Source organism: Bacteroides caecimuris, from assembly GCF_001688725.2.
GTDB classification, from domain to species: Bacteria; Bacteroidota; Bacteroidia; order Bacteroidales; family Bacteroidaceae; genus Bacteroides; species Bacteroides caecimuris.
In genome coordinates, this window is sequence record NZ_CP015401.2 from 3,252,345 (window position 1) to 3,265,083 (window position 12,739).

The window sequence follows — 12,739 nt, forward strand, 5'->3', positions numbered from 1 at the left end:
AAAATGAAGTACATTACAAAAGAAGTCAGAATAGGTATTACAGGCATCATTGCACTATGTGTGCTTATATATGGAATTAACTGGCTGAAAGGTATACACATGTTTCAACCTTCCAGCTATTTCTATGCCAAATTTGAAAATGTAAACGGACTCACCAAATCAAGCCCGGTATTTGCCGATGGTGTTCGAGTAGGTATCGTACGTGACATCTATTATGATTATGCCAAACCCGGAAATGTAGTTGTCCAAGTGGAACTGGACACGGAACTGCGGATTCCCAAAGGAAGTAGCGCCGAGCTTGTATCCGAACTTATGGGAGGCGTACGCATGAATATTCTTCTGGCAAACAACCCGCGCGAAAAATATGCCGTAGGAGATACGATCCCCGGCACGCTGAACAACGGAATGATGGAAAGCGCGGCGAAACTGATCCCAAAGGTAGAAGAAATGCTTCCGAAACTGGATTCTATCCTCATCTCTCTGAACAATATATTAGGAGACAAGAGCATCCCTGCCACCCTGCACTCGATAGAGAAGACAACCGCCAACCTGGCAGTAGTCAGTTCGCAGGTAAAAGGGCTCATGAGTAATGACATACCTCAACTCACCAGTAAACTGAACACCATCGGAGACAACTTCGTTGCCATCAGCGGAAATTTGAAAGAAATAGACTATGCAGCCACTTTCAAAAAAATAGACGAAACGCTGGCTAACGTAAAAATACTTACAGAAAAATTAAACAGCAAAGATAACACAATCGGACTGCTCTTCAACGACCCCACTTTATACAATAATCTGAATGCTACAACTGAAAATGCAGCCAGCTTATTAGAAGACTTGAAAGAGCATCCGAAACGGTACGTTCACTTCTCATTATTCGGCAAGAAAGACAAGTAGCAGATTATCGTTATATAGATTTTATCTAAATAACAAAAGGCTTTCAAAAGAAAGTAGATTGCTCTTCAGATGTCTATCTACAAACTGAAATAATATTCCCGTACAAACGTACAAAGGTGAGAGAAAAGTTAGAATTATATACGTAAAACTCTAATATATAAACACTTAAAAAAATGCAAGAGAGGGAAAATAGAATGTGTCCGACAATAAACGTATAACTCATTGAAAGTAAACACATTATTGTTAGCATGAAAAAAACAAGAAAAAATGGATTTGTTTTTTCCGAATAAGATTCCCAATTTTGCAAACGTAGAAGTTTTGCTTAATTAATAAATGTATTAAAAGTTGCTATGATTGAATCAAATCATGTCGTACTTTGGAACCGCTGTCTTGACATCATTAAAGACAATGTTCCCGAGACGACATATAATACTTGGTTTGCCCCTATTGTCCCATTGAAATATGAGGACAAAACGTTGATCTTACAGATCCCGAGCCAGTTTTTCTATGAAATACTGGAAGAGAGATTTGTAGATCTTATACGTAAGACATTATATAAGGTCATTGGCGAAGGAACCAAGTTGATGTACAACGTCATGGTGGACAAGACTTCGATTCCGAATCAAACCGTGAATCTTGAAGCAAGCAATCGTTCTACAGCTGTTACCCCAAAAAGCATAATCGGAGGAAACAAAGCTCCCAGCTTCCTACAGGCGCCTGCCGTTCAGGATTTGGACCCGCATTTGAATCCCAATTATAATTTTGAAAACTTCATTGAAGGATACAGCAATAAACTTTCAAGAAGCGTAGCGGAAGCCGTAGCACAAAAACCGGGAGGCACCGCTTTCAACCCGTTATTCCTTTATGGAGCATCCGGAGTGGGAAAAACGCACCTGGCAAACGCAATAGGCACGAAAATTAAAGAGATTTATCCTGAAAAAAGAGTATTGTATGTTTCGGCACATTTGTTCCAAGTACAATATACGGATTCAGTACGTAATAACACAACCAACGACTTTATCAACTTTTACCAGACGATCGATGTATTAATCATTGATGATATTCAGGAATTTGCCGGAGTCACTAAGACACAGAATAATTTCTTCCATATCTTCAATCATTTACATCAGAACGGCAAACAGCTCATATTAACTTCAGACCGTGCTCCTGTATTGCTGCAAGGTATTGAAGAACGCCTCCTGACCCGTTTCAAATGGGGAATGGTAGCCGAGCTTGAAAAGCCGACGGTAGAACTTCGCAAAAACATTCTGCGCAATAAAATACATCGCGACGGATTACAGTTCCCGGAAGAAGTTATCGATTATATTGCCGAAAATGTGAATGAAAGTGTACGTGACCTAGAAGGTATTGTCATCGCCATCATGGCTCGTTCCACTATTTTCAATAAAGAAATAGATTTGGATTTAGCACAACACATTGTGCATGGCGTGGTTCATAACGAAACAAAAGCTGTTACCATCGATGATATCCTCAAAGTGGTGTGCAAGCATTTCGATCTGGAACCGTCTGCCATACATACAAAATCCAGAAAAAGAGAAGTCGTTCAAGCACGACAGATCGCCATGTATCTAGCTAAAAACCACACTGACTTTTCAACTTCTAAGATAGGTAAGTTTATCGGTAACAAAGACCATGCAACGGTACTTCACGCCTGCAAAACTGTAAAAGGACAATTGGAGGTGGACAAAAGTTTTAGTGCAGAAGTACAGGAAATAGAATCGTTACTGAAGAAGAGAAACTGAAATTAAGTATTTTTCAAGTATCAAGTATTAAGTATTATCCATACGGACAAGCTTTATTATGCGGTTTCGCACCAGGGTAATACTTAATACTTTATACTTGAAAAACACTTAATACTTAAAAGAATCCTTGTTGGCGAAGTACTTTCAATAGGTTTTCGGACATAAATTCGTTATCTTTCTTTGTGTAACGCACATCCGTAAAGACCTGGGCTAGTGTTTCTTTTTTATTATCTTCGATAAACTGCTTGTTTTCCGGCAATGATTCTTTGTAGGCATAGAGTTTATCTATTTCTTCCGGTGTATAGTCGTGATATTTTTCATCGTGCACGGCAGCTTCCAAAGGCAAGCGGTCTACTTGTGCGGGAATACCATCCGGATAGCCTACCGTTATTGTGGTGAGAGGGAATACCAGTTCGGGGAGTTGGAGGGTATCAATAATCATTTGAGGATTATAAGTGGTAGTTCCCAAATAACAAATGCCGAGTCCTACTTCTTCTGCCAGCGTACAAAAAGTCTGCGCAACAAGCAAAGTATCCATAGATGCATTCATAAAAGACATTAAATTATCGTAGCTCGGCACAGCTTTCCGCTGTTCACACCATTTGCTGAAACGACGGAAATCAGCACAAAAAGTCAATACGACCGGAGCATTTTTTACCATCGGCTGATTGAAATGAGCAGGCGAAAGTTTCTCCTTCATTTCCGCATCCCGGGTCACAATCACACTATAAAGTTGCATCCCACCCATCGTAGAAGCACGGAAAGAGGTTTCAAGCAAATCATTTAACAAATTCGGATTTATATCTTCAGGTAGATATTTCCGGATAGTTCTTCTGTTTTTTACGGTTTCAAACATATCTTTTTTTTGCAAAGATATAAAAAGAAAAAAATATTCCACCACACTAACAAAATAGAATAATTTTCTTTTTGGAGAACTTTAACCTTTAAATAAAATCCAACTTCAACTGTTTATCAAATACTTAGCATTAGCAAATGGAAAACTAGCAACCTACTAATAAATAATTTCATTTTTATTTTGATAGATGAAAAAACATTCTTAGCTTTGCGCCTGCATTTGTTAACGATAAGTAAACTTCTACATATTACTTATTAAAAACGAGATTTAACACAAATTGAATCGTGGAAAAACAGATTTATTCTTACGAAGAAGCCTATGAAGAATCTTTACGATATTTTCAAGGCGACGAGCTTGCTGCAAGGGTTTGGGTAAACAAATACGCAGTAAAGGATTCTTTCGGCAATATCTATGAAAAATCCCCGGAAGACATGCATTGGAGAATTGCAAATGAAGTGGCACGCATAGAATCAAAATATCCGAATGCGTTGACAGCAAAAGAGCTGTATGATTTATTGGATCATTTCAAGTACATCGTTCCCCAAGGTAGCCCGATGACAGGAATCGGTAATGACTACCAGGTTGCTTCACTGTCCAACTGCTTTGTTATCGGAGTGGACGGCGCAGCCGACTCTTATGGCGCTATCATCAAAATCGATGAAGAACAGGTGCAACTAATGAAAAGACGCGGTGGTGTAGGTCACGATTTATCACACATCCGCCCGAAAGGTTCTCCCGTTAAAAACTCGGCGTTGACTTCTACCGGTCTTGTTCCATTCATGGAACGCTATTCGAATTCCACTCGTGAAGTAGCTCAAGACGGACGTCGCGGTGCATTGATGTTGAGCGTGTCTATCAAGCATCCGGATTCGGAAGCATTCATTGATGCCAAGATGACCGAAGGTAAAGTGACCGGAGCAAACGTTTCTGTCAAGTTGGACGACGCTTTCATGCAGGCTGCCGTAGACGAAAAGCCGTATGTACAGCAATATCCAATCGACTCAGTCCAGCCTACATTCACCAAGGAAATCGACGCTTCTACCTTGTGGAAGAAAATCGTTCATAATGCATGGAAATCGGCAGAACCGGGCGTTTTGTTCTGGGATACAATTATCCGCGAATCTGTGCCTGATTGTTATGCAGACCTGGGGTACAGAACAGTATCTACCAATCCATGCGGAGAAATACCTCTATGTCCTTACGATTCTTGCCGCTTACTGGCTATCAATCTATATTCTTATGTGGTAAATCCGTTCAAACCAGATGCTTATTTTGATTTCGACCTGTTCCAAAAACACGTGACTCTCGCTCAACGGATTATGGACGATATTATCGACCTCGAACTAGAGAAGATCGAACGTATCATGGCCAAGATTGACGAAGATCCGGAAAACGAAGAGGTAAAATATGCGGAACGTACACTTTGGGAGAAAATATACAAGAAGAGCGGACAGGGTCGTCGCACCGGAGTAGGTATCACTGCAGAAGGGGATATGCTTGCTGCTTTAGGATTGCGCTACGGTACGGAAGAAGCAACGGAATTCTCTGAAAAAGTACACAAGACAGTAGCTCTCGGTGCCTATCGTTCTTCAGTGGAGATGGCGAAAGAGCGTGGTGCTTTCGAGATATACGATAACGAACGCGAACAGAACAATCCGTTCATCCAACGCCTGGCAGCAGCTGATCCGAAACTATATGAGGACATGAAGAAATACGGTCGCCGCAACATTGCCTGCCTTACGATTGCCCCCACCGGAACGACCAGTTTGATGACTCAGACCACTTCGGGTATCGAGCCTGTATTCCTACCTGTGTACAAACGTAGAAGAAAGGTGAACCCGAACGATACGAATGTACATGTAGACTTTGTAGACGAAACAGGGGACGCATTTGAAGAATACATCGTATTCCATCATAAATTTGTTACCTGGATGGAAGCTAACGGATACGATCCGTCCAAACGTTACACTCAGGAAGAGATTGACGAACTGGTTGCCAAATCTCCTTATTACAAAGCGACTTCTAATGATGTCGACTGGTTGATGAAGGTGAAGATGCAGGGAAGAATCCAAAAATGGGTAGACCACTCTATCAGCGTCACCATCAATCTGCCGAACGATGTGGACGAGGATTTAGTAAATCGCCTATATGTAGAGGCATGGAAATCAGGCTGTAAAGGTTGTACCGTATATCGTGACGGTTCACGTTCAGGAGTACTGATTTCTACGAAATCGAATAAAGACAAAAAAGAAGGACTTCCTCCTTGCAAACCGCCTACGGTTGTAGAGGTACGTCCGAGAATATTGGAAGCAGACGTTGTCCGTTTCCAGAACAACAAGGAAAAATGGGTAGCTTTTGTCGGATTATTAGACGGACACCCTTATGAAATATTCACTGGTTTGCAAGATGATGACGAAGGGATCTTGCTGCCTAAGAGCGTAACTTGCGGACGTATCATCAAAAATGTGGATGAAGACGGCACCAAACGTTACGACTTCCAATTCGAGAACAAACGCGGATATAAGACGACCATTGAAGGATTGTCAGAGAAGTTCAACAAAGAATACTGGAACTATGCAAAATTGATTTCCGGTGTGCTTCGCTACCGGATGCCGATTGAGCAGGTTATCAAACTGGTTGGCTCTCTGCAATTGAACAGTGAAAGTATCAACACTTGGAAAAACGGCGTAGAACGTGCATTGAAGAAGTATGTTCAGGATGGAACGGAAGCCAAAGGTAAGAAGTGCCCGAACTGTGGCAACGAGACATTGGTTTATCAGGAAGGCTGTCTGATTTGTACGACTTGCGGTGCTTCCAGATGTGGATAATAGTCCTACGTATGTTAATTAATATATAAACAAAAGATTAAAAGGAGTCCGGTGCGGCTCCTTTTATTTTTTATTCAAAAAAATGTCTTATACTTGCAGTGTCTTACATATACAATCAAAATCTAATATATATGATTCTATCATTTAATATTGAATACCGCACCAATTGGGGAGAAGAAGTAAGGATTTCCGGCTTATTCCCGGAATCAATTCCTTTACACACCACCGATGGTATCTATTGGACGGCAGAACTTGAGCTTGAAGTCCCTCAAGAAGGGATGACCATCCATTATAACTATCAGATAGAACAGAACGGAATGGTTATCCGCAAGGAATGGGACAGTTTTTCGAGATCTATTTTCTTATCAGGCAGTTCCAAGAAGATATACAGAATCAATGATTGCTGGAAAAATATTCCGGAACAACTGTATCTTTATAGTTCTGCTTTTACAGAAGCCTTACTGGCACATCCTGAAAAAGAAAATATTCCGCAAAGATATAAGAAGGGACTGGTGATCAAGGCCTACGCCCCACGCATCAGCAAAGATTATTGCCTGGCAATTTGTGGTAACCAGAAATCATTAGGTCACTGGGATCCGGAAAAAGCAGTGTTGATGAGTGATGCCAATTTCCCGGAATGGCAGATAGAGCTGGACGCCAGCAAACTAAAATATCCGCTGGAATATAAATTCATCCTCTACAACAAACAGGAAAAGAAAGCAGACTGCTGGGAGAAAAACCCTAACCGCTATCTGGCAGACCCGGAACTGAAGACCAACGAAACGCTCGTAATTGCCGACCGATATGTTTATTTCGATATCCCCGCTTGGAAAGGGGCAGGAATCGCTATACCCGTATTTTCTTTAAAATCAGAGAAAAGTTTCGGAGTAGGTGATTTCGGCGACTTGAAACGTATGGTCGACTGGGCAGTAAGCACTCGCCAGAAAGTTATTCAGATTTTACCGGTCAACGACACTACCATGACGCATACATGGACGGACTCTTATCCTTATAACAGCATTTCTATTTATGCTTTCCATCCGATGTATGCGGATATCAGGCAAATGGGAACTCTGAAAGATAAAGAAGCGGCATCAAAATTCAGCAAGAAACAAAAGGAACTGAACAGCCTTCCTGCTATTGACTACGAAGCTGTCAACCAAACCAAATGGGAGTTTTTCAACTTACTGTTCCGACAGGAAGGAGAAAAGGTATTGGCTTCCAAAGGTTTCAAAGATTTCTTTGAAACGAACAAGGAATGGCTGCAACCTTATGCAGTCTTTAGTTATCTGCGCGATGCCTACAAAACGCCCAATTTCCGCCAATGGCCGCGACACTCTGTTTACCAAGCGGAAGATATAGAAAAAATGTGCCAACCGGGAACGGCAGATTATCCTCACATCTCGTTGTATTATTATATCCAGTATCATTTGCATCTGCAATTGCTGTCTGCAACCGAATATGCCCGCCAACACGGTGTCGTATTAAAGGGGGATATTCCGATTGGTATCAGCCGCAACAGCGTGGAAGCCTGGACAGAACCTCATTACTTCAATCTCAACGGACAAGCGGGTGCTCCACCCGATGATTTCTCAATCAACGGGCAAAACTGGGGATTCCCCACATACAACTGGGATGTCATGGAAAAAGACGGATATCGCTGGTGGATGAAGCGCTTTCAGAAAATGGCGGAATACTTCGATGCTTACCGGATCGATCATATCCTCGGCTTCTTCCGTATTTGGGAAATACCAATGCACGCTGTACACGGATTGTTAGGTCAGTTTGATCCTTCTTTGCCGATGAGCCGGGAAGAAATCGAAAGTTATGGTCTAACGTTCCGGGATGAATATCTGCTACCATTCATCCATGAATCTTTCCTCGGACAGTTGTTCGGACCGCATACCCGTTTAGTCAAACAGGATTTCCTTGAATCGGTTGACGACTCCGGACTTTATCGAATGAAACCGGGATTTGAAACACAACGGGAGGTAGAACAATTCTTTGCCGGTAGAAATGATGAAGATAGTGTGTGGATTCGGGAAGGGCTTTATTCATTAATCAGCAACGTCTTATTTGTTGCAGATAAGAAAGAGGAAGGTAAATACCACCCGCGCATCGGTGTGCAACGGGATTTTGTATTCCGATCGCTGAACGAAGAAGAGAAAAATGCATTTAACAAACTATACGACCAATATTATTATCACCGGCACAACGAGTTCTGGCATCAGCAAGCTATGAAGAAGTTACCTCAACTGACACAGTCAACCCGCATGTTGGTTTGTGGAGAAGATTTGGGGATGATTCCTGCTTGTGTGTCGTCGGTGATGAATGATCTCCGGATTCTTAGTCTGGAAATTCAGCGAATGCCTAAGAATCCGATGCATGAATTCGGGCATTTAAATGAGTATCCGTACCGGTCTGTCTGCACAATCTCCACTCACGACATGTCTACGTTGCGTGGCTGGTGGGAAGAAGATTACCAACAGACACAGCGTTACTATAATGCAACGTTGGGACATTACGGAGTTGCACCGACAACTGCCACCCCGGAGTTGTGCGAGGAAATCGTACGCAACCATCTCAACAGTAATTCCATTCTCTGTATCTTGTCTTTCCAGGATTGGTTATCGATAGACGAGAAATGGAGAAACCCGAATGTGGCGGAAGAACGGATTAATGTTCCGTCCAATCCGCGAAACTACTGGAGATACCGGATGCATCTCACGCTGGAACAGCTGATGAAAGCCCAAACACTTAATAATAAGATTGGCGAACTGATTAAATACACAGGAAGAGATCCGAATAAATAGCATAAAAGTATCTTTGCGCCGAAAAAGAGAAATTAAAAGAGATAATGGAAGGCAACCGGAGCAGACGGAATGTTTCAAAAAAGACCGTTAAAAGTCAAACAAGATCACACTAAAAAGACAGTATATGAAAATAAACAGTAGCTATATCTTTTTGAAGGAAATTCGTTGTTACGCCTATCATGGAGTTGCACCGCAAGAAAATCTGATTGGGAATGAATATCTCATTGACCTGAAGCTGCAAGTAGATATCAGCAAAGCCGCCCGGACAGATGAAGTTACCGACACCGTCAACTATGCTGAAGTACATCAGGTGATAAAGAATGAAATGGCTATTCCGTCAAAGTTACTGGAGCATGTCAGCGGACGGATTATAGAAAAGCTTTTCGAACAATTCCCTTGCATTGAGAGAATAGAACTCCGGCTTTCCAAACGGAATCCGCCAATGGGAGCAGATATAGAATCAGCAGGCATTGAACTGCAATGCAGCAGAGATGAATGATATATTGCTCTATAGTTCTCCTCCTTCACATCCTTCACGGATGGTAATCATCTGTTTGACAGGTGTTTTCTGTGAACAAATAAAGAAAAGTCTTTTCTTCACGCCCTTCACACCTTCACAATCCCCACAGTTTGCACTTTCACAGCCCGTAACCTTCGCATCGGGATTGTCAATCTTAGCAAATAGAACAGCTTGCGTCCAAGAAGCCGACTGAAGTTGTCCACCTAGCCGACTGAAGTTGTCTAATCAGACGACTATAGTCAGCCAGGTAGACAACTATAGTCGGCGATTAATAAATAGAAATAAAGTATACGATAAGACGGCAGTTTATCAGTAATAAGAAGGCTGATTCTTAATATTGTCAATGAATAAAATATAATCATAACCGTGCAGGAATGAATCTATTTTGTTAAGGATGTGATTGCCCTGAATCAAATCCCCCAATTTTCAGAATGAGCCCTTATTTTCAAGTTTAGCATAAGCAGAGTATAGCTACCTTAATAAACAACGCAGATAATACGACTTTAATCTGTATTATCTGCGTTATCTTATTTTAAACAGGTGATCTGTTTCTATTATTTACACCTCGAATCCGCTTATTATCTCTTCTTTTTTCTTCGATTTACTGATTCGACCGCTTCCGTCACCACAGGTTTATTCTGGAAACGTTTTGTATAGCTGGAATAGTCCGGATGAATACGTTCGTAATCAGGATTCATAAATAACGGACTGGAAATAATATGATCCGCCGTAGAACGGTTACAACAGAAAACTATATTTTCTACACCCGCCAAACGGGTTAATGCCTTCACATCTGTATCATGCGGTTGCAGTGTCATGGGGTCCGTGAAGAAAAAGAGATAATCAATCTGCCCATCCACAATACGTGAACCCATCTGTTGGTCACCACCTAACGGACCTGATTTTAAAATCGTAAAATCCCACTCTTCATCAGGATGTTTCTCCTTCAATGCTTCCAATATCAAAGTACCTGTAGTACCTGTACAATAGAATTTATTACCCATCAACAGTTCCGAGTTCCACAGTACCCATTCGATGAGGTCTTTTTTCATTGCATCATGCGCTACCAGCCCGATGCCTCTTCTAACCTTTGATTCCATTTGTTATCCTTATTAAATCCGACAATTGAGAGAAGCGTTTGCATCCTCTCACATAAAACTGCCACAAGATACTACTTTTTGTCCGTTCAGGTATCGGATTCAAAGTTTTTTTTCTCATATCCTCTTCACGAGATAAAGAAAATGACGGACATAATCGTTTATACTCTTTCCGCGCACGCATCACAGCCCTAGCATTATCCCAGTGCCCTTGCAACAAGAAATTGAACGCTGCCAGATAATCGAGACAGGTCCGGATACGCATCACTTTATTCAACTCCTCCTGTGGAAGATTCTTATAGAGCATGACAAGATTATTACGGAAATTAAGAAAGGTTTTATGAGGATTCTCTTTTTTAAGAGTCCCCCCCCCCACATGATAGACAACGCTTTGAGGTACACAGACAATCTCACGATTCCGCGAACGGAGTCGCCAGCACAAATCTATTTCTTCCATGTGAGCAAAGAAACGTCCATCCAGTCCTCCTACATTCATATAATCAGCTCGCCGGATAAACAACGCTGCCCCCGTGGCCCAGAAAACAGGAATTACTGTATCATACTGACCTTCGTCTTTCTCCACAACTCCCATAATACGCCCCCTACAAAAAGGATAACCGTATTTATCAATAAAGCCACCGGCTGCCCCGGCATATTCGAAATATTCTTTTTGCCGCTGGCTTCGTATCTTGGGCTGACAAGCAGCTACCTCCGGATGCTTATCAAGATAAGCAAGCATTGGTTCCAGCCAATGCTCCGTCACCTCGACATCCGAATTCAAAAGAACCACATATTCTGCGTCGACCTGCTGCAATGCTAAATTATATCCATCGGCAAAGCCATAATTCTGATCGAGTACAATCGTCCTGACAGAAGGAAATTCCTGTTGAAGCAAAGTAACGGAAGCGTCCGTAGAACCATTGTCAGCCACACAGACTTCGATCCCCTCCCCTTCCGAATACCGGACGACGGACGGAAGAAAAGTACGGAGCATATCACATCCGTTCCAATTTAAAATTACAACTGAAACTTTCATGATTATTATTTTTTCTTGTTCAGCTCTTTCTCTTCCAATCGGTCAGCTTCTTCACGAGTCATTTTCCAGCGTTTATGAGACCACAACCAATATGCCGGTTCTTTACGAATCGTCTGTTCTAACCGATGAGCAAACATTTCTGTGATTTCTCCTTCTTTTGTTTCTTTCGGTGTTTCCGTCATTAACTTGAACTCCGCTTCACAGTATCCTCTGCGCTTCTTACTAAGCTCGCAATAGAAAACAGGAAAATTCATCATTTTGGCAATTCGCTCCGCACCATTCAGAAAACCGGTTTCCTGTCCTAAAAAGGTAGTCCAATATTTATCATATCCACTAGGCCATTGATCAGTAATCAAACCGACTACCATCTTTTTTCCATCATGTTTGAGCTTAATAATTTCACGGGCTGTAGAATGTTTCGGAATATTATACCCCCCGAAACGAGAACGAATACGTTTAAACAACTCATCCAAATATTTATCCCTCAACGGTTTATAAACCTGTACGGGAACATCTCCCGGTTTCATGATTGCTCCCATACCTATCAACCATTCATAATTGGCATAATGAGGAATCATTACTATAATACCTCCATACTTTTCAGTCAGTTCAAGATATTGTTCCGTATTCTTATAAGTCATTCTCTCACAAAGTTCTTCGGCAGACATATGCAACAATTTCAAATCTTCAAGCATATAATCCGACAAATAGCGATAAAACTTGCGTTCTATCTGCAATCTCTCCGCATCAGTTTTTTCCGGGAAGGATCTCAATAGATTTCTCCGAACTACTTTCCGTCGATATTTTCCAACACGATACATCAGCAGATAATTAAAATCTGAAAGCATATATAAAACCCGGAACGGAAGAGCCGAAAACAGCCACATTCCACTGTATATCAACCAATAGATAAGTTTTGATCTCATAAT

At 41.6% G+C, this 12,739-nt stretch carries 9 protein-coding genes; 5 read left to right on the forward strand and 4 right to left on the reverse strand.

Going from position 1 to position 12,739, the window contains the following annotated elements; genetic code table 11:
• The first annotated feature begins 3 nt into the window (after positions 1-3).
• Together A4V03_RS14130 and dnaA are read left to right on the forward strand one after the other, a co-directional pair.
• Positions 4-897, forward strand: coding sequence for an MlaD family protein (locus A4V03_RS14130; protein WP_065539369.1), 894 nt, complete (start codon positions 4-6; stop codon positions 895-897).
• Between the two features lie 350 nt (positions 898-1,247).
• Entirely contained in the window at positions 1,248-2,660 is a 1,413-nt protein-coding gene (dnaA, locus tag A4V03_RS14135; protein WP_065539370.1) for a chromosomal replication initiator protein DnaA, read from the forward strand.
• 115 nt (positions 2,661-2,775) lie between these two features.
• Here dnaA and A4V03_RS14140 read toward each other — a convergent pair whose 3' ends face one another.
• A complete protein-coding gene (locus A4V03_RS14140) occupies positions 2,776-3,516 on the reverse strand; it encodes an NADPH-dependent oxidoreductase (RefSeq protein WP_065540437.1) in 741 nt (246 codons plus the stop codon).
• 284 nt (positions 3,517-3,800) lie between these two features.
• On the opposite strand from A4V03_RS14140, the gene A4V03_RS14145 reads away from it, so the two are divergent.
• The 3 genes from A4V03_RS14145 (at position 3,801) to folB (ending at position 9,656) form a co-directional block, all read left to right on the forward strand.
• Positions 3,801-6,344: an adenosylcobalamin-dependent ribonucleoside-diphosphate reductase gene (locus A4V03_RS14145; RefSeq protein ID WP_065539371.1), complete on the forward strand. Its 2,544-nt coding sequence runs from the start codon at positions 3,801-3,803 to the stop codon at positions 6,342-6,344.
• Between the two features lie 131 nt (positions 6,345-6,475).
• Entirely contained in the window at positions 6,476-9,157 is a 2,682-nt protein-coding gene (locus A4V03_RS14150) for a 4-alpha-glucanotransferase (protein ID WP_065539372.1), read from the forward strand.
• Between the two features lie 124 nt (positions 9,158-9,281).
• A complete protein-coding gene (folB, locus tag A4V03_RS14155) occupies positions 9,282-9,656 on the forward strand; it encodes a dihydroneopterin aldolase (RefSeq protein ID WP_065539373.1) in 375 nt (124 codons plus the stop codon).
• 599 nt (positions 9,657-10,255) lie between these two features.
• On the opposite strand, the gene A4V03_RS14160 is transcribed toward folB, so the two are convergent.
• From A4V03_RS14160 to A4V03_RS14170, 3 genes are read right to left on the reverse strand one after another with little or no spacing between them, the layout of a single operon-like run.
• Positions 10,256-10,777 carry a methylglyoxal synthase gene (locus A4V03_RS14160; protein ID WP_065539374.1) on the reverse strand — a complete coding sequence of 174 codons (522 nt, stop codon included), beginning with the start codon at positions 10,775-10,777 and terminating at the stop codon, positions 10,256-10,258.
• Entirely contained in the window at positions 10,761-11,810 is a 1,050-nt protein-coding gene (locus A4V03_RS14165) for a glycosyltransferase family 2 protein (protein ID WP_084081157.1), read from the reverse strand. The genes A4V03_RS14160 and A4V03_RS14165 overlap by 17 nt, the downstream gene beginning before the upstream one ends.
• Before the next feature lie 5 nt (positions 11,811-11,815).
• A complete protein-coding gene (locus tag A4V03_RS14170) occupies positions 11,816-12,736 on the reverse strand; it encodes a lysophospholipid acyltransferase family protein (RefSeq protein ID WP_065539376.1) in 921 nt (306 codons plus the stop codon).
• Between the last annotated feature and the right edge of the window lie 3 nt (positions 12,737-12,739).

Excerpts from the sequence above, each read along its gene's own strand:
- A4V03_RS14130 (WP_065539369.1), top strand. The coding sequence starts at position 4 with ATGAAGTACATTACAAAAGAAGTCAGAATAGGTATTACAGGCATCATT.
- dnaA (WP_065539370.1), top strand. The coding sequence starts at position 1,248 with ATGATTGAATCAAATCATGTCGTACTTTGGAACCGCTGTCTTGACATC.
- A4V03_RS14140 (WP_065540437.1), bottom strand. The coding sequence starts at position 3,516 with ATGTTTGAAACCGTAAAAAACAGAAGAACTATCCGGAAATATCTACCT.
- A4V03_RS14150 (WP_065539372.1), top strand. The coding sequence starts at position 6,476 with ATGATTCTATCATTTAATATTGAATACCGCACCAATTGGGGAGAAGAA.
- folB (WP_065539373.1), top strand. The coding sequence starts at position 9,282 with ATGAAAATAAACAGTAGCTATATCTTTTTGAAGGAAATTCGTTGTTAC.
- A4V03_RS14160 (WP_065539374.1), bottom strand. The coding sequence starts at position 10,777 with ATGGAATCAAAGGTTAGAAGAGGCATCGGGCTGGTAGCGCATGATGCA.
- A4V03_RS14165 (WP_084081157.1), bottom strand. The coding sequence starts at position 11,810 with ATGAAAGTTTCAGTTGTAATTTTAAATTGGAACGGATGTGATATGCTC.
- A4V03_RS14170 (WP_065539376.1), bottom strand. The coding sequence starts at position 12,736 with ATGAGATCAAAACTTATCTATTGGTTGATATACAGTGGAATGTGGCTG.